At 72.2% G+C, this 16,670-nt stretch carries 14 protein-coding genes; 6 read left to right on the top strand and 8 right to left on the bottom strand.

Annotated elements, in window-relative coordinates:
* Positions 1 to 1,107, bottom strand: a complete 1,107-nt coding sequence (locus WBN91_RS12040) for a PrpF domain-containing protein (RefSeq protein WP_337724023.1) — start codon at positions 1,105 to 1,107, stop codon at positions 1 to 3.
* Between the two features lie 218 nt (positions 1,108 to 1,325).
* On the opposite strand from WBN91_RS12040, the gene WBN91_RS12035 reads away from it, so the two are divergent.
* On the top strand, positions 1,326 to 2,237 hold the full coding sequence (locus tag WBN91_RS12035; protein ID WP_337724024.1) for a LysR family transcriptional regulator: 912 nt from the start codon (positions 1,326 to 1,328) through the stop codon (positions 2,235 to 2,237).
* A gap of 65 nt (positions 2,238 to 2,302) precedes the next feature.
* Here WBN91_RS12035 and WBN91_RS12030 read toward each other — a convergent pair whose 3' ends face one another.
* On the bottom strand, positions 2,303 to 3,784 hold the full coding sequence (locus WBN91_RS12030; protein ID WP_337724026.1) for a non-reducing end alpha-L-arabinofuranosidase family hydrolase: 1,482 nt from the start codon (positions 3,782 to 3,784) through the stop codon (positions 2,303 to 2,305).
* Positions 3,785 to 4,096: 312 nt separating this feature from the next.
* A complete protein-coding gene (locus WBN91_RS12025) occupies positions 4,097 to 4,270 on the bottom strand; it encodes a CBS domain-containing protein (protein WP_337724027.1) in 174 nt (57 codons plus the stop codon).
* A 344-nt stretch (positions 4,271 to 4,614) separates the two neighbouring features.
* Here WBN91_RS12025 and WBN91_RS12020 point away from each other — a divergent pair, with 344 nt between their 5' ends.
* From WBN91_RS12020 to WBN91_RS12005, 4 genes are all read left to right on the top strand, one after another.
* Positions 4,615 to 5,109 carry a lamin tail domain-containing protein gene (locus WBN91_RS12020; RefSeq protein WP_337724028.1) on the top strand — a complete coding sequence of 165 codons (495 nt, stop codon included), beginning with the start codon at positions 4,615 to 4,617 and terminating at the stop codon, positions 5,107 to 5,109.
* Positions 5,110 to 5,226: 117 nt separating this feature from the next.
* A complete protein-coding gene (locus WBN91_RS12015; RefSeq protein WP_337724029.1) occupies positions 5,227 to 5,577 on the top strand; it encodes a helix-turn-helix domain-containing protein in 351 nt (116 codons plus the stop codon).
* A gap of 86 nt (positions 5,578 to 5,663) precedes the next feature.
* Positions 5,664 to 6,305, top strand: a complete 642-nt coding sequence (locus WBN91_RS12010; protein ID WP_337724030.1) for a lamin tail domain-containing protein — start codon at positions 5,664 to 5,666, stop codon at positions 6,303 to 6,305.
* Positions 6,306 to 6,489: 184 nt separating this feature from the next.
* Positions 6,490 to 10,290, top strand: coding sequence for a S8 family serine peptidase (locus tag WBN91_RS12005; protein ID WP_337724031.1), 3,801 nt, complete (start codon positions 6,490 to 6,492; stop codon positions 10,288 to 10,290).
* Positions 10,291 to 10,310: 20 nt separating this feature from the next.
* Here the strand turns inward: WBN91_RS12005 and WBN91_RS12000 are convergent, their stop codons facing one another.
* Positions 10,311 to 11,291, bottom strand: a complete 981-nt coding sequence (locus WBN91_RS12000) for a helix-turn-helix domain-containing protein (protein WP_337729376.1) — start codon at positions 11,289 to 11,291, stop codon at positions 10,311 to 10,313.
* Between the two features lie 224 nt (positions 11,292 to 11,515).
* On the opposite strand from WBN91_RS12000, the gene WBN91_RS11995 reads away from it, so the two are divergent.
* Complete coding sequence (locus tag WBN91_RS11995; protein ID WP_337724055.1) at positions 11,516 to 11,716, top strand: hypothetical protein; 201 nt, start codon at positions 11,516 to 11,518, stop codon at positions 11,714 to 11,716.
* A gap of 66 nt (positions 11,717 to 11,782) precedes the next feature.
* Here the strand turns inward: WBN91_RS11995 and WBN91_RS11990 are convergent, their stop codons facing one another.
* From WBN91_RS11990 to WBN91_RS11975, 4 genes are all read right to left on the bottom strand, one after another.
* Positions 11,783 to 13,402, bottom strand: coding sequence for a carboxypeptidase-like regulatory domain-containing protein (locus WBN91_RS11990; RefSeq protein WP_337724032.1), 1,620 nt, complete (start codon positions 13,400 to 13,402; stop codon positions 11,783 to 11,785).
* A 160-nt stretch (positions 13,403 to 13,562) separates the two neighbouring features.
* Complete coding sequence (locus WBN91_RS11985) at positions 13,563 to 14,441, bottom strand: carbohydrate ABC transporter permease (protein ID WP_337724033.1); 879 nt, start codon at positions 14,439 to 14,441, stop codon at positions 13,563 to 13,565.
* A gap of 12 nt (positions 14,442 to 14,453) precedes the next feature.
* The gene (locus tag WBN91_RS11980; RefSeq protein WP_337724034.1) at positions 14,454 to 15,374 is read right to left on the bottom strand and encodes a carbohydrate ABC transporter permease; all 921 of its coding nucleotides are present in this window, start codon (positions 15,372 to 15,374) and stop codon (positions 14,454 to 14,456) included.
* Positions 15,371 to 16,612: an ABC transporter substrate-binding protein gene (locus WBN91_RS11975; RefSeq protein ID WP_337724035.1), complete on the bottom strand. Its 1,242-nt coding sequence runs from the start codon at positions 16,610 to 16,612 to the stop codon at positions 15,371 to 15,373. Before WBN91_RS11975 ends, WBN91_RS11980 begins: the two co-directional genes overlap by 4 nt.
* Positions 16,613 to 16,670 lie beyond the last annotated feature (58 nt).

Raw genomic sequence — 16,670 nt, 5'->3', positions numbered from 1 at the left:
TCAGGCGGCCGACGACGCGGCCAGGGTCGTGGGCGTGGGCTCGAGCGGCTCGTCGTCGGGCAGCACGAGCGTCGCGTCGCCGATGCGACGCGTGGTCCGGGTGACCCCGATCGCGAACCGCCCGTCCCGGGTCCCCGCGCGGGTGGTCACGACTCCGGCCGGAGTGTCCAGGCGCAGCACCTCCAGTCCGCCGGCGGTGAACTCGGACAGCACCGTACCCGTCGTGTGGGCGGCGGCGGTGAGCGCGACGCTGCCGGTGATGGCCAGCGCGGGGTGGGTCCGGCCCATCGACAGCATCCGCACGGTCACGTCCGAACGTCCGGGACGGCCCGCGCTGACCAGGGCGAGCTTCGGGGTGGCCCGGGCGGCGTCGGCGGGGTCGGCGGCGAGACCCATGCGGACCGCCGCGACCCGGCGGACACGGTCGAGCCGCGCGAGCAAGTCCGCGCGGGCGTCGAGCGCGGCCGGGGACGCCTCGCCGTCCGCGCCGACCTCGTCGGCGGGGACCAGGACGACGGGCGCGCCGGCGTCCAGCAGCGTGACGCGCACCCCGTCCACGGTGTCGACCGCGTTGCCCGTGGGCAGCAACGCCCCGGTGGTCCGGCCGGCCGGTTCGACGAACCACAGGTGCACCCCGAGTCCGGGCTGGGCCACACCGGGGATGCGGTCCGCGCCCTGCTCGGTCACGCGGCCCGCGGGCGTCGGCACGTCGACGACGATCAACTGACCGGTGTTGGTGTTGTTGATCCGCACCGTGGTCACGTCGCCGGTGGGCGCCACCCAGCCGCGCCGCAGCGCGTAGGGCCCGACGACCGCCGAGCAGTTGCCGCAGTTGCTCGTCCAGTCCACCCGATCGTCGGCGATGCCGATCTGGGCGAACGTGTAGTCGACGTCCACGTCCGGCCGCTCGCCGCGGGTGAGCACGACGGCCTTGCTGGTGGTGGAGGTCGCCCCGCCGACGCCGTCGACCTGGCGCGGGTCGGGACTTCCGTACAGGCGCAGCAGCACCTCGTCGACGGTGCGGCCGGGCACCGTGAGCACGTCGCGCTCGAACACCCAGCACTTGCTCGTGCCACCACGCATCCAGGTCGCCGGTATCTCTCGCATGGCGGCCACCGTGCCCCGCGTCCAGCGTGAACACAATGACGGAAAACTAGATACCCATGAAGCAGTGCTTCACGCTCAAATGGCCCATCACGCGCCCCTCGATCTGGCCCTCGGGACAGGTGCGCAGCTACCGGTTTGGGCCGAGCGTGAAGCTAGACTGCACGGAAGTCACCGATCGGTGAACTGACGGCATCGGAATTTTTCGCACGAGGAGTGCCATGCTGGACGTCCGACGCTTGGCGCTGCTCGCCGCCGTGGTGGACACGGGGTCGATGACCGCCGCCGCGGAACAGCTCGGCTACACCGCGTCCGCGGTCTCGCAGCAGCTGCGCCGGCTCGAAGTGGAAGCCGGCCAACCCCTGCTGCACCGGCAGGCCCGGGGTGTCCGCCCGACCGAGGCGGGGGCGGTGCTGGCAGGCCACGCCCGTCAGATCCTCCGCAGGCTCAGCGCCGCCGAGGCCGACCTGGCCGAACTCGCGGGGCTGCGCCGCGGCACCATCGCCCTGGGCGTGTTCCCGACCGTCGCCAGCGCCCTGCTGCCCGAAGTCGTCAGCCGGTTCCGCCGCCAGTACCCCGATCTCCGCCTGGACGTGCGCAGCACCCGGTTCGACGAGCTCGTCGAGCTGCTGGAGAACGGCACGGTCGGCATCGCGCTGCTGTGGGACTACGCGTGGAACCGGGTCGACGTCGAGGACATCTCCCTGACCCCGCTGCTGGACGATCCCACCGTGCTCATCGTCGCCGCCGACCACCGGCTGGCCCGCAAGCGGTTCACCACCATGTCCGAACTGGCCGACGAGGACTGGATCGTCCGCGCCCACGACCACCCCGTGGCCGAGGTGCTCGAACGCAGCTGCCGCGCGGCCGGGTTCACCCCGAAGATCGCGTTCGAGGCCAACGACTACCAGGAGGCGCAGGCTATGGTCAGCGTCGGGTTGGGAGTCGCCCTCGCGCCGCGGACCGCGGTCCGCAACCCGAACCCGGACGTCCGCGTCCTGGCCCTCGGCACGGACGTGCCCGCCCGCCGCGTCCTGTTGGCGCACCGCCAGGACCGGCTCCGCGCCCCCGCCGAACTGGCCATGCACCAGCTCCTGGTCGACGTGGCCCGCGAGTACCAGACCAGGGTCTGAACGCGCGGGGGCGGGCTCGGCACCGCGCCGAGCCCGCCCGTGCCGGCTCTGTCCTGACTCGCGTCTCAGCGTTGCAGGGTCAGCACACCCGGCTTGTAGGGCAGGAGGCCGTAGTCCATGCCGTCCGAGCGGGGGTCACGTCCCTGGTAGAGGAGCTGCATGTTGCAGGGGTCGATGGTCTTGGTCTGGTCGGGGTTGGTGCGCACGATGTCGCCGTGGCTGATGTCGTTGGTCCAGGTGGCGCCGCTGTTGGCCTTGCCCGCGAACGGGTTGGTCACGGTGTCGGCCTGCGGGGTCCAGGTGCCGTTGAGGCTGCTGGAGGTGAAGGAGCGGAAGTAGCGTCCGCTCGAGCTCTGCGCCTCGACGATCATGAGGTACTGGTTCTGGTCCTTGACCTTGTAGACCTCGACCGCCTCGAACAGCCTTTCCGGCGTGTCGCTCATGATCTTCGTGTAGCCGGCGCCGAAGCTGCCCGGGAAGTTCCCGAGGGGCATGCTGGCGCGGAAGATGTTGCCGAGGTCGTCGGCGAAGAACATGTACATGTTCTGGTCGTCGGCGATGAGGGTCTGGTCGAGGGGTGCCCCCTGGGGGAGGGTGCCCGTGAACAGGGTCTGCTGCGCGGACCAGCTGTTGGGGTTGGTGGGATCGGTCGAAGTGCGGTAGGAGAAGGTGTCCGGCCAGCCCCACTGGTAGGCGAGCACCCAGATGTTCTTCGGGGCGAAGTAGATCAGGGTCGGCGCGACGGCGTTGAAGGGCATCGAGTTCTGGGTGGCGCTCGCCATGTCAGACCAGTTCGTGAACGGGCTGAAGCTGGTCGACTTCCAGGCATCGCCGGTGTCGTGCGTGGTGGCGTAGACGAGGTTCTTGCCGTTGTGGACGACCGAGGTGAAGTCCTTGAGCGAGACCCATCCGGCCTTCGGGTTGGCCAGCGGGCCGGTCGACGTCCAGCGGTAGGTCGACGGCAGCGTGCACGTGCCGGTGCCCCCGCCGACCCGGACCAGTTGCCACTGCTGGTTGTTGCCGTTCCAGTCGCCCCACTGCACGACGGCGGCGCCGTCTGCGGACGAGGCGCCCTGCACCTCGACGGCCTTGCCGCTGTTGCGGTTGAGCAGTCGGACGTAGCCGCCGTCGGAGTCGACGAGGCGGAACTGCTGGTTGGTGCCGTTGAGGTCCGTCCACTGCTGGATCCGCGCGCCGTCGGCCGACGAGAAGTTGGTGACGTCGAGGACCTTGTTGGAGTGCCGGGCACGCAGCCGGTAGTAGCCGCCACCGGCGTCGACGAACTGGAACTGCTGGTTGTTGGCGTTCGTGCGGGTCCACTGGATGATGTTGGCGCCGTCGGCGGTGGACGCGCCGTTGACGTCGAGCGCCTTGCCGCTGCTGCGGTTCACCAGCACGTACCAGGCGGTGGTGTCCACCGTGGCCGCCGACGCCGGCGCCTGGGCCACTGTGAGCACCCCGCCGGTCACCGCGGCGACCGCCACGGCGGCCAACCCCGACCGCCACCTGCGACGCCACCTCGCGGTGCGCGCAAACCCAACCGACATAGCATCGTTCCTTTCATCACTCGGGTCCGCCGACCTGGGCGGGCCGCAGCGGCGCGGACGCCGACGCCCCACGCACGGGCAATGACTCTCGCAACTTTTCTGTTAGCGCTAACAACAACCGAGCGTCACTATCCGGGCAGGAATACAGGGATATGGGGCGACAGGGGGTCCAACCAGCGGTGCGTCTGGATGCGCCACGCGAACTGTGAACGATAACAACGACGCCGTCAAGATGTTACGGGCACCTTTCTGGCAGATGTCCCACTTGAGACGCTGGGCCACGCGAAGGCCCGGTGACCGGCGGATCTTTTGTCAGGGGTTGATCAAAGTCGTGCGGTCCGATTCGGCGCCACGGGCCAAGATGCGGACGACGTCCCGCCTGGTGACCACGCCGACCAGTTCAGCACCGTCCACAACGGGCACCCAGCGCACGCGGTCCGCCACCATGATCCGCGCGATGACGCCGATCGGGGCGTCCGGGTCCACGCCGAGGACGGGCGGTGGTCATGACATCACGTGCACGCATCGGGCACCTCCCTGGCGCTGAAAGCCACCCCGACGCTGGAACGCCCCACCCGACCGCCGACGCGGCCTTAGGTCCTCACCCGGCAGGGCCGTTGGTCGAGCGTTCCCCGTGACGAGATGCCCAGCCCCGGCGCACCACCGCGAGACGTTCATCACGCAATTCACGGTCGGCCATTCACGGAACTCGCGCGGAAGGATCGCCCGATCAGCGGAACAATCACGTCCGGGCCGCTGTGAATCGTCGCCGGCGGGAAAGCCGCTCTGGCCCCCTGCGCGGTCACGGAAAGCACACCAGAATAGGAGCGGTGATTACCGTCAGTCGTCGGATCGTCGTGGTGCCGCTGGTGTGCGCGGCGGTCGTCGGGCCGGGCAGCCCGCCCGTTCGAGTGCACGCGCTGTCGACCGCGGGCGGGTCCGGGTACGTGGACCTGCACAACCCCTCGTCGAGGGAGGTGGACCTGGCCGGGTGGTCGGTGGTGTCGTGCTCGGGCTCGTCGCGGACCGTCCTGGTGGAGCTGGGCGCGGGCACCGCCCTGCCGCCGGGCGCCCACCTGCTGATCGCGGGGCTGGACCACCCGCGGTCGGGGGTCGCGGTGCCCGGGGTGGCGGGTGACGGGGTGGCGCTGCTGGACCGGCGCGGCTCGCCGGTCGACCGCGTCGCCACCGCGACCGGGTCGCCGTGCCGGGAGCGCGAGGCCGCCCTCGCCTGCGACGACGGGACAGCGCCGTCCCGCGACGGGTCCAGCACGGACACCGACCACAACCTGGTCGATTTCACCTGCGCTCCGCACGGGGCCTGACCCGCCCGGCCCACCGGCGCGCGCCTACCGCCGACAACCGAACGCCCCGCCGACGTCCGCCACGGCGCGCCCCGCAGTGGCGCGCACGCGGGTCCGTCGCGGGAGGAAGGCCTCGTCGTGCCTGAAAGCGATAGGACGTGGAACGTCGAACCGATCAGCGACATCCTGCCGAAACTGCGCCACGGTCGTGGCCTGAGCCAGTACGGACTGGCCGCGCGGCTGACCGCGGCCTCGGGCAATTGCAGCCTCACCCGCGACGAGGTGGCGCGGTGGGAACGCGGCAAACGCATTCCCGGGCCGTACTGGCGGCGCTGGCTCAGCCGGGTCCTGGAGGTGCCCGCCCACGAACTGGAACGCGCGGCGGCATTCACCCGAAGAGTCCGCCGGGAACAGGCCGCGCGACCGGCCGCCGACCACCGCCACCGGGTTTGGCCCCCTTCCCGGGAACGCAACGACAACCAACACTGAGAGTGCCACGGGGAACGAGACCGAGAATCCGCCGCAGAGGTCCCGGAGATTCCCGAAATACGCAGAACAGTTCTGGAAGGAATGTCATGCGTCGTATCCTGACCGTTGCCGCCGTGTGTGCGGTGGTCGCCGCCGCGGTGGCCACCGGCTTCGCCCAAGCCGCACCGGAGGACACCGAGGGCGTCACGCCGATGGTGTCCTCGTCCCTGGTGGTCAACGAGGTGGCCACCCGCGGACCCAACGGTGAGCGGGACGAGTTCATCGAGATCCGCAACCTCTCCACGCGGCCGATCTCCCTCGCGGAGGACTTCGAGATCCGGATCTACCAGGCCAACGGCCAGTACCAGACCGTGTCGTTCCCCGAGGGCATCACCCTGGAGGCCCGCGGTCAGCAGGGCGACCTGCTGCTGCTGGCCGGCGAGAACTTCAGCGGGACCGCGCCCGGCTGGGTGACCCAGGTGCCGCTCGACCCGAAGACCGTCGACATCCCCGACAACGGCGGCGTCGCGATCTTCACCGCCACCGGGGCGAAGGTCGACGGCGTGGCGTTCTCCAGCGCCATCCCGACCACCGCCGCCCGCGAGGGCCAGCCCGCGCGGCCGATGACCAACCTCAACGTCGACCCGCTGATGTACGTCTCCTCCGCGCGGGACGTGCTGAGCACCGACACCGACCAGAACCGGGTGGACTTCGACCTGCACGTCGCCACCCCGGGTGAGCTGAACTAGGCACGTCCGGTCCCGGCGGGCCGCACGAGGACCGGATGCCGAGGGCCCCGACCGCGCGAGCTGCGGCCGGGGCCCGTGGCGTGTGGCGGCGAGTCGCCGGCGGCGACTTGCCGCCGCCCACAACCGTTCCCCGGACGCGACCGGCGACCCATCCTCGGATTCCCTGCCAGCCGAGGAGGACACCATGTCCGGTTGCCGCCACACCACGCCGGGTCGCCGCCGCGCGACGTCCGCCGTGGCCCTGGTCGTCGCCGCGCTCCTGCCCGCCGGCGCCCCACCGGGCGCCGGCGCGACGACCGCCGAACCCGCCGCCGCCACGACCACCGAGCGCATCACCCTGATCACCGGCGACGTCGTGGTCCACGAGGGCGACCCGGCGACCGCCCGGGTCGAGCCCGCGCCCCGCGTCGACGGGTCGCAGCCGGCGTTCCTCACCACCACGACCGAGCGGGGCGTGTTCGTCCAGCCCTCCGACGCGCTGCCCCTGATCGACGCGGGCACGCTGGACCCCGCGCTGTTCGACATCACCGCCCTGGCCGCCGACGGGCGCGGCGACCGCGAGACCCCGGCCATCCCGGTGATCGCGGAGCCCGACGGCCGCCCGCTGGAGCTGACCGTCCACACCAGACTCTCGGGCGCGGTCGGCGCGCGGGTGCCGAAGGCGAACGCCCCGGAGGTCTGGCAGTCGCTCAAGGACGGCGACGCCGGCGTGGCCAAGCTGTCGTTGGACCGCAAGGTCACGCCGCTGCTGGACCGCAGCACCGCCCAGGTCGGCGCGCCCGCCGCGTGGCGGCTGGGCCTGGACGGCAGCGGGGTGAAGGTGGCGGTGGTCGACACCGGCGTCGACGCCGAGCACCCCGACCTCGCGGGGCGGGTCGCCGCCGCGGCCGACTTCACCGCGGACGGCGACACCGTCGACCGGCACGGCCACGGCACGCACGTCGCCTCCACCATCGCCGGCACGGGCGCGTCCTCCGGCGGCCGGTACCGGGGTGTCGCGCCCGGCGCGACCCTGTTGTCGGCCAAGGTGTTCGACCGGGACGGCTCGGGGGACGAGTCGCAGGTCATGGCCGGTATCGAGTGGGCCGTGGCGCAGGGCGCGGACGTGGTGAACCTCAGCCTCGGCGCGGGCGTCACCGATGGCTCGGACCCGCTGAGCGAGCTGGTGGACACGCTGTCCGAGCGCACCGGCACGCTGTTCGTAGTGGCGGCGGGCAACTCCGGCTCCGGCGACCGGACCGTCACCACGCCCGGCGCCGCCGCGCGCGCCCTGACCGTGGGCGCCGTGGACCGTGACGACAAGCTGGCCTGGTTCAGCAGCCGTGGCCCGCGCCTGCGCGACGCCCTGGTCAAACCCGAGATCGTCGCGCCCGGCGTGGACATCGTGGCCGCACGCGCCGCCGGCACCTCCCTCGGCACACCCGTGGACGACCACCACACGGCCGCCTCGGGCACCTCGATGGCCACCCCGCACGTCACCGGCGCGGCGGCCCTGCTGGCCCAGCAACACCCGGACTGGACCGGCCAGGCCCTCAAGGACACCCTCGCCTCGACCGCCAAGGACGTCGGGCACAAGTGGTACGAGCAGGGCGCGGGCCGACTCGACGTGGCACGGGCGGTCACCCAGCGCGAGACCGGCCCGGCGTCGGCGAGCTTCGGCCGGGTCGAGGGCACCGAGCCGACCCGCCGCACGGTGACCTTCCGCAACGACGGCGACTCGACCGTGCGGGCCGACCTGGCGCTGGGCGTGCAGTCGTGGGACGGCAGCAAACCCGACGCCGACAGCGTGCGGCTGGGCGCGACCGCCGTGACCGTGCCCGCCGGGTCGACCGGGGACGCGACCGTGGCCGTGGACCCCGACGAGGGGCCGTTCGGCGTCTACGGCGGCACCCTCGTCGCCACCACCCCCGGCGGCGGCACCGTCCGCACCCCGGTCAGCACCTACCACCCCGCGCCGCTGGTCCCGGTGTCCGTGCGGGTGCTCGACTCGACCGGCGCGCCCGCCCAGCGCGCCGCCGTCCACCTCCTCGACGACACCCTGGGCGCGACCAACCACAACGACCCGTTCCTCGACGAGGTGGAGCACCGGGTCGACCTGGTCGAGGGCGCCGGCCGCGTGATGCTGCCCCGGGGCGCCTACTCGGCGCTGGGCTGGGCGACCGAGACCGGCCTGACGTCCCGGCGCTGGACCGGGCTCAGCGCCGCCGAGATCCGCGTCGATGGACCGACCACCGTCACCCTCGACGCCCGCGCCGCCGTCCCGGTGGCCCTGGGCACGACCACGCGCACCGACCAGCGGGACCGGACCGTCGCGCTGCGCCGCGTCCTGCCCGCGACCGCGCAGCGGTCCGGCACCACGGCCGAGGTCGGTCTCAGCGCCGGCACCACGGACTGGGAGGTCCGCGTGACGCCCGCGCCGGCGACGAAGACCGGTGCGATCTCGTTGCAGGACTACGCCGTGCTCGGCACGACCGCCGTGGACTTCACCGCCTCCGACGGCACCCGCTTCTCCCCCGCCTACGACGTCGGGTCGGTGACCGCCACCTGGCCGGGCGAACACCGGCTCACCGTCGCCGCCGGCGAGGACATCCGCGGCAAGGCCGTGCTGGTGCGGGTGCCCGCGCCGACCGGCACAACCGACCCGGTCGCGGCGGTCACCCAGGCCGTGACGAGCGCGGCGCGCACGGCGGCACAGGCCGGCGCGGCGGCGGTCGTGGCCTACGTCGACGTGCCCGGCGCTCTCCCGGTCGGACCGCTGCGCAACCAGCCGCTGCCGGTGTTCTCACTGTCCCGGGCCGAGGGCGAGGCGCTGCGCACCGGCCCAGGCGAGGTGGTCGTGACCGTCCGGCCCGCGCCCGAGGCGATGTTCAACCTCTCCGTGGTCGACCGCAACGGGATCCCCGGCGACCACGTCCGCCGGTTCGCGCCCGGGGACCTGGTGGCCACGAAGACCACCTACCACGCCGACCAGCCGGGGCTCACCGCGCAGAAGACCTGGTTCGCCTTCCCCGAGGAGCTGTGGAAGACCCAGTTCGTGCAGGGCGCGCGCATCCCGGCGGCCGGCACGTGGACCGAGTACACCGGCCCGGCCGACGACCAGACCGTGTGGAAGCGGGTCACCAACGTCTCCGCCGGCACGCAGGCCTCGCTGTCGATGAACCAGTTCACCGTCTACCGGCCGGGACGCGCGGTCCGCCCCGACGAGCACTGGTTCCGCGCCCCCGTGCGGTCGGCGGCCGTGGAGCTCCCGGCCGACCACCCGGCGCGGCTGCCCGGGGCGGCGGGGCGGTGGCGGGTGCTGTGCTCGCACTGCCGGGAGGGCGACCTGTTCACCCCCGCCCTCCAGTGGACCGACGGCGAGCACTACGTCAGCCCACAGGACAACTCGAAGTACTTCGCGACCACCACGGCCCGGTTGTTCCAGGGCGAGCGGGAGATCGCGCCGGTGGAGGATCCGTTCGCCCGCTTCCCCCGGTTCCCGCTGGACCCGGGCAGCGCCAAGTACCGGCTGGAGGTCGTGGACGCGATGGCCGGCGCGGGCAAGCTCGGCGCGCCCAGCACCCTGCTGTTCGCCCACGCCCGGCGCGTGGCCACGACCTGGACCTTCACCTCGGCGCGGTCGGACAGCCCGCCGCCGATCGGCTTCTCCTGCCAGGCCGGCGACCGGTGCTCGTTCCAACCGCTGATCCAGGTGGACCACCGGTTGCCGCTGGACGCCACGAACACGCTGACCGGCGACACGTTCGAGGTGGCGGCGGCCTCGCACACCGGGGCGCGCGGCGCGGGGCCGGTGCTGTGGCTGCGGATCGCGTACTCCACCGACGGCACCACGTGGACCGACCTGTCGACCAAGGCCTTGGACACCGGCAGGTGGTCGGTGGCCGCGCCGAAGGTGTCCGGTGACGTGTGGCTGCGCACCGAAGCCCGCGACACCCGCGGCAACACGGTGGTGCAGACCGTAGAGCGGGCCTACCGCGGCGGGTGAGGTCCCCCGGCGGCCGGACCTCACCCGTCCGCGGTGCCCTCGGGGAAGGGCACGCGCACCCACCCCCGCGCCGCGGCGCGCAGGCCCGCCTGGAAGCGGGTCTGCGCGCCGAGGGCGTCCATCAGGTCGTGCAGCCGCCGCTGGAACGTGCGGTAGCTCAGGCCCAGCTGCTTGGCGATGGCCCGGTCCGGCATCCCGGTGGTGAGCAGCCCCAGCAACCTGGCGTCCTGTGTGGACAGTGCGGTGTGGTCGTGCAGCCGGAGTGGCAGGGCCTGCTGCCACAGCACCTCGAACAACGCGCCCAACGCGTCGAGCAGCGTGCAGGGGCGCACGACCAGCGCGGTCCGCAGGTCGGGTTCGGCCGCGTCGAGCGGGATCAGGCCGGTGTGGTCGTCGGCCAGGATCATCTTCAGCGGCGCGACCGCCACCACCCGGGCCTGTTCGCCCAGCGCGAGCCCCGGTTCGAGGTCCTCCTCCAGGCCGTGCAACTCCAGCGCGGACCGGTCGTAGACGCCCCGGAACCGCACACCGCGGTCGAGCAACTCGCGTTCGACCGGGTGCAGCACCGACGGCGGCTCCGCGTACGGCGGCTTGTCCACGAACCGCACCTCGCGCCGCGCCGACCGCATCACCTGCCCGGCCCGCCCGGCGATGGCGTCCGCGCCGCGCACCACCTCCAGCAGTTCACCCGGGTCGGTGCCCCGCACCGCGCGCCGGTGCCGTTCCTCCAACTCCACCTGGAGCGCCCGCACCCACTCCAGCCGCCGCTCCCCGCGCACCACCAGCCCACCCAGCGCGATCTCCGGCCGCACCGCGCCGAACACGACGGGCCGACCGCTCGACCGGGTCGCCAACTCCCCCGTCACCAGCCGGCGCAACACCGGCCGCAGACGCCCTGGGCCCACACCCAGCCGCTCGGCCAACTCCGCGGCCGACCCCGGCCGGTCCAGCAACGCCCGGTACACCTCGACGTCGAAGGGCGCGAGGTCGAACTCAGCCATCCCGACGCCCCGGGCCACCCACCGCCCGCTGTTCCCGCACCTCATCACCCCCGCTCCGGCTCGGCCACGGCGACAGCCGTCAGCACCGGAGTGCGGCACCACCGGATGCGGCACCACCGGATGCGGCACCACCGGGCGCGGCACCACGGCTCGGGCCGCGGCGACAGTACTGCACCCGCACGAGCTCGGGCAGGGGCCGCTCAAGGCCGGGCGGCGATCACCCCGTGGCGGCCCTGGAGAACGCCCGCGCCCAGCTGAACTCCGCAGGCGAGCCGACCATGTCCACCAACCCGATCGTCGACTACCACATCGTCTACGCCCTCACCCTGATCGCCCTCGCCTGGACCAGCGCCGGCGACACCTGGGGCCTGGGCCGCAGGTGGGCCGCCATCCCACAGGTCCACGACAACGCCTGGCTGCGCTGACGCGGGACCTTCGCACCTGACCCCGGAACGCGCGGTGGGTGTTCCGGGGTCAGGCGTCTCCGGGGGTCAGGTGGTGCGGCGGCGGGTCGTGAAGAGCAGTGCGCCCCCGATGGCCAGGGCGAGCAGTCCGCCCAGCGCGAGCCACGTCGGGTCGGTGCCGGTGGCGGCCAGTGCCCCGTCCGGGGACTCCGGTCCGGCCGCGGGTGGTGCCGGATCCGCCGGCGGGTAGCCCGGGTCGGGCTGGTCGGGGCCTCGCACGACCACGACCAGGTGTGACGTGACCGCCGGGTCCTCGCTTCCCCGGACGGGGAAGTGGCGGCCCACCAGGACCCGCCACGGCCCCACCGCACCGAAGTGGTACAGGCCGGCCGGGACGTCGGTGAACTCGAAGTGCCCCGCGGCATCAGTGGTCGTGCGCTCCACCACCGCGCCGCTGATCTGGTCGCGGAGGTACACGACCGCGTTCGGCAACGGCGCACGCGGGTCCGGTTTGAGGTTGCCGGCCGGCGACTCGGCCACGCGCCCGACCACCCGCGGCGCCCGCGCGCCGGTCACGCGCAGCAGCACCTCCCGGTCGATGTTGCCGATGGGGATCTCACGCGACACGATCGACATCCGCACGCGGAGGTAACCGCTGTCCGCCATCGTCGCGTCGATCGGGACCTGGGCCGTGAACACCCGGGTCTGCCCGGTGGGCAGCGTCGTGCCGGTGGACAGCTCGCCCAAGTCCACCCCCACCGAGCCACCGTCGGTGTAGGACACGGCGACGATGCCCGACAGGGTCGGTCCGCTGTTGGTCAGGCTGACCGTCAACCGCGCCGTGTCGCCCTGCCGACGGGTGTCCTGGTCGAAGGAAACCGTGGTGGCGACCACCGTCGAGAGCCGGCGGAGGCCCCGGACGACGAGATCCGGCGTGCTGCCGGTGCCCACGTCGGCGGAGACCACACCGTGGAGCCAGGCCTCGTCGTCGGCCACGCTCACCGAGTACGGGCCGCGCGGCAAGTCGCGGAACGCGAAGCGGCCCTGGGCGTCGGTGCGGGTCCGGTGCGTCTCGTACGGGCGACCGCCGGTCGCGGTCACCTCGGTGTCCGGCAGCGTCTCGCCGCCGTCGACCACGCCGTCCAGGTCGGCGTCGCGGTAGGCGGTGCCGGTGAGGTCGCCGCGCACGACCGTGATGGGCACGGTGATGGTGACCTGGTTGTCGGCGGGGTTCGCGTCGTCGCCCCGGCCGGCCTGGACCTTGACGAGCAGGCTGAGGGTGGTCGCGGCCGTCGTCGCGTACCCGGTGGCGGAGCCCGACACTGACTCGCCGGGTTCGAGGTCGAAGCTCGTCACGCCGGGTCCGCCGAAGTCCCGCCACTCGCTGGTGGAGAAGTTCCCCTCCGAGATCACCCGGATGCGCTGCTCGGCGTCGGTTCCCACGTTGGTCACCGTCGCGCGGGCGGTGATGATCTCGTCGGCCTCGTACACGGGCCGGTCGAACGCCGCCGTGACCCGCAGGTCGAAGTACGGCTCGACCGCCTCCGCCGGAATCGACGGCGTGGTGGTCGCGGTAGTCGTGGTGGAAGTGGTGGTCGTGGTCGACGCGGAGGTCGGCGGGTCCTGCGCCTGAGCGGGCCCCGCGGGGACCCCCAGGCTCAACGCGAGCATCGCCGCCACGACACCCGGCAACCGTAATCGTGCCATCTCCGCCTCCTGCATCGGTGTCGCGGACAGGCACCGCGGCAGGCCACCACCTCAGGGCGTCCCGGGGCGCGACACCCACCGTAGGGGCGGAAGGCGGCGAGCACCCGGGCCGAACGACCCCGCCCGCCCCGCAATTCTCGGGCGGACGACAGCCATCCGATCAGCCCTTGAGCGCTCCTTGCATGATCCCACCGACGATCTGGCGGCCGAACGCCAGGAACACCGCCAGCACCGGCACCGTGCCGATGGTGGCCGCGGTCAGGACGAGGGTGTAGTCGGTCGTGTACCCACTGGCCAAAGTGGACAGTGCGGTCTGCACGGTCGGGTTCTCCGGCACCAGCACGACCAGCGGCCAGAAGAAGTCGTTCCACGCCTGCATGAACGTGAACAGCCCCAGCACGGCCGCCGCGGGACGGGCGGCGGGCAGCACCACGTGCCAGTACAGGCGCAGGGAGCTGCACCCGTCCATGCGGCCGGCTTCGAGGAGCTCGTCGGGCACCGCGCGCTCGAAGTACTGCCGCATGAAGAACACGCCGAACGCCGTCACCAGGCCCGGCACGATCACCGAGTGCAGCTCGCCGGCCCAGCCCAGGTCGCTCATCATCATGTACAGCGGGATGACGCCCAGTTCGGTCGGGATGGCCTGGGTGGCGATCACCAGCAGCAGCAGCGCGTTGCGGCCCCGGAAGCGGAGCTTGGCGAAGGCGAAACCGGCCAGCGTGGAGAAGAAGACCACCGACAGCGTGATGGTGCCCGAGACGACCAGCGAGTTCACCAGCGCCAAGGCGAACTCGGTGGTGTCGAAGACGCGGGCGATGTTGGCGAACAGGTGGCCACCGGGCACCAGCACCGGCGGCACCTGGTCCACCTTGTCGGAGGTCTGCGAGGACACGACCAGCGACCAGTACACCGGGAACGCCGACCCGGCGAGCACCGCGATGAGCGCGGCGTAGGTCCACGGGCCGGGCAGCGGCACGGCGCGGCGGCGGCGCTTGACCGGCGCCGCGACGGCCGGTGGGCGGTCGAGCAGGGTGGTCATGGCGGGCCCCTTTCAGTCCGTCCGGATGCGGCGCGCCGCGAGGTAGCTCAGGCCGGTGACCAGCACGGTCGCGATGACCAGCAGCCACGCGATCGCCGAGGCGTAGCCGAAGTCGTACTTCGCGAAGCCCTGCTCGTAGAGGTAGAGCGCGGCGGTCTGGAACTGCCGGTCCGACCCGCCCGTGGCCGCCGCGGTGCCGGGGTTGAACAGCAGCGGCTCGGCCAGCAGCCGCATGTTGCCGGTCGTGGCGATCACCGTGGAGAAGATGATCTGCGGGCGCAGCATCGGCACGGTGATCCGCCAGAACTGCTGCCACTGGCTCGCGCCGTCCAGCCGGGCCGCCTCGTACACCGAGGTCGGCACGGCCTGCATGGACGCCAGGAAGATCAGCGCGTGGTAGCCGGTCCACCGCCACACCACCATCGCCGCGATGGCGGTGTGGGAGCTGGCCGTGCCCGCCTGCCAGTCCACCCGGCCCGCGCCGAACAGCTCCAGCCCCCAGTTGACCAGACCGAAGTCGCGGCCGAACAGCTGCGCGAAGATGATCGTCACCGCCGCGACGGAGGTGATGTTGGGCAGCAGCACGCCCATCCGGAACACCGTGCGGGTGCGGATGCGCCGGTTGAGCAGCTGCGCGATGCCCAGCGCGAACATGATCTGCGGCACAGTCGTGAGCAACCACAGGCTGAGCGTGTTGCCCATCGCGTTCCAGAAGTACGGGTCCTCGGTGAGCAGCCGGACGTAGTTGTCCAGCCCGACCCACGTCGCCGCGTCGCCGGCGAGCAGGTCGCGGTCCTGCAACGACACCCACGCGGTGTAGAGGAGGGGGAACAGGCCGAACGCCGCGAACAGCAGGAAGTACGGCGCGATGTAGGCGTACGGCGCGTACCTGGTGTCCCACCGGTGGCGGCGTTCGCGCCAGTCCCCGCTCATCCGGCGAGCCGCCCGGCGTCGCCGACGAACTGCGCCCACGACTCGTCGGCGCCCTGCTTGCCCTGCTCGACGCGCTGCATGGCGTTGCCGAGCTCGGTCTGGATGTCACCGGCCTTGGGTCCCTGGTACTGCGGCTTCAGGGAGCGCGCGGCCTCGATGAACACCTTGCCGACGGGCGCGTTGTTGAAGAACTCCGACGTCATCTGGTTGATGGACTGCTCGCCGTAGAGCTTGGGCGTGGACGGCAGCAGGCCCGCGTTGGCGAACACCTTGGCCTGCTGTTCCGGCGCGGTGAGCCACTTGGCCAGCTCGTGCGCCTTCTCGACGTTCTTGCCCTGCTTGGGCACCGTGAGGTAGGAGCCGCCCCAGTTGCCGCCGCCGCCGGGCACCGCGGCCAGGTCCCACAGGCCCTTGGTGTCCGGCGCCTGGTCCTTGATCTTGGCCATCTGCCAGGCGGGGCAGGCCATCGTGGCGAACTGGCCCTGCTTGATGCCGGTGTTCCACTGCGGGGTGCTGAACAGCAGGCCCGCCGACAGCCCGTCCGCGACCGCCCCGGTGACGAGGTTCCACCCGGCGCGGATGTCGGCGTTCTCACCGACGACGATCCGGTCGGACTTGTCGTAGTAGCCCACGGGCGCCTGGCCGACGATCGCGTTGAGCACGGTCGGTCCGCCGTCGAAGAACTTGGCGCCCTGCGGCGCGGAGGCCTGGAACCGCCTGCCGGTCTCGAAGAACTTCTCCCACGTCGGCCACAGCGCGCTCACCGCGTCCCGCTCGGCGGGCAGGCCGGCCTTCTCGAACAGGTCGCGCCGGTAGCAGATGGCCAGCCCGCCGACGTCGGTCCCGTACCCGATCTGGGTGCCGTCCTTGCCCAGCGACGCCTCCCACTTCCAGTCCAGCCACTGGTCCTTGAGCCCCTGGTCGAGCGCGACGAACCGCTCGGGGTTCTGCTTGAACTGGTTGATGTAGCCGGTGTCCACGGCCTCGATGTCCGCAGCGCCGTTGTTGGTGGCCAGGTGCGCGGCGAGGTTCTTGTGGTGGTCGGAGTAGGAGGCGGTCCGGTCGGTGATGTCGATGTCGGGGTGGGTGCGCTCGTACTCCTCGAACAGCTGCTGGTAGCCGAAGTTGCCGAACAGCCCGATGGCGATCCTGGTCTTGCCGTCGCCCACGCCACCGCAGCCCGCGACCAGGCTCGCCACCAGCAGACCCGCGCCGACCAGTGGCCCGGTTCGTCTCATTTTCCGGCCCCTTCCGTTTTTGGGCACGCCGGACACCCACTGGGAACACCGGGCTTTC

The sequence above is a fragment of the Saccharothrix sp. CCNWYY140 genome, assembly GCF_037401995.1.
In the GTDB taxonomy this organism is placed as follows: Bacteria; Actinomycetota; Actinomycetes; order Mycobacteriales; family Pseudonocardiaceae; genus Actinosynnema.
This window is presented reverse-complemented; position numbering and strand designations above follow the sequence as displayed.

What these genes read in the sequence shown, in the direction of transcription:
- WBN91_RS11985 (WP_337724033.1), bottom strand. Translation starts at nt 14,441, where the DNA reads ATGACCACCCTGCTCGACCGCCCACCGGCCGTCGCGGCGCCGGTCAAG.
- WBN91_RS12005 (WP_337724031.1), top strand. Translation starts at nt 6,490, where the DNA reads ATGTCCGGTTGCCGCCACACCACGCCGGGTCGCCGCCGCGCGACGTCC.
- WBN91_RS11990 (WP_337724032.1), bottom strand. Translation starts at nt 13,402, where the DNA reads ATGGCACGATTACGGTTGCCGGGTGTCGTGGCGGCGATGCTCGCGTTG.
- WBN91_RS11975 (WP_337724035.1), bottom strand. Translation starts at nt 16,612, where the DNA reads ATGAGACGAACCGGGCCACTGGTCGGCGCGGGTCTGCTGGTGGCGAGC.
- WBN91_RS12040 (WP_337724023.1), bottom strand. Translation starts at nt 1,107, where the DNA reads ATGCGAGAGATACCGGCGACCTGGATGCGTGGTGGCACGAGCAAGTGC.
- WBN91_RS12030 (WP_337724026.1), bottom strand. Translation starts at nt 3,784, where the DNA reads ATGTCGGTTGGGTTTGCGCGCACCGCGAGGTGGCGTCGCAGGTGGCGG.
- WBN91_RS11980 (WP_337724034.1), bottom strand. Translation starts at nt 15,374, where the DNA reads ATGAGCGGGGACTGGCGCGAACGCCGCCACCGGTGGGACACCAGGTAC.
- WBN91_RS12010 (WP_337724030.1), top strand. Translation starts at nt 5,664, where the DNA reads ATGCGTCGTATCCTGACCGTTGCCGCCGTGTGTGCGGTGGTCGCCGCC.
- WBN91_RS12035 (WP_337724024.1), top strand. Translation starts at nt 1,326, where the DNA reads ATGCTGGACGTCCGACGCTTGGCGCTGCTCGCCGCCGTGGTGGACACG.
- WBN91_RS12000 (WP_337729376.1), bottom strand. Translation starts at nt 11,291, where the DNA reads ATGGCTGAGTTCGACCTCGCGCCCTTCGACGTCGAGGTGTACCGGGCG.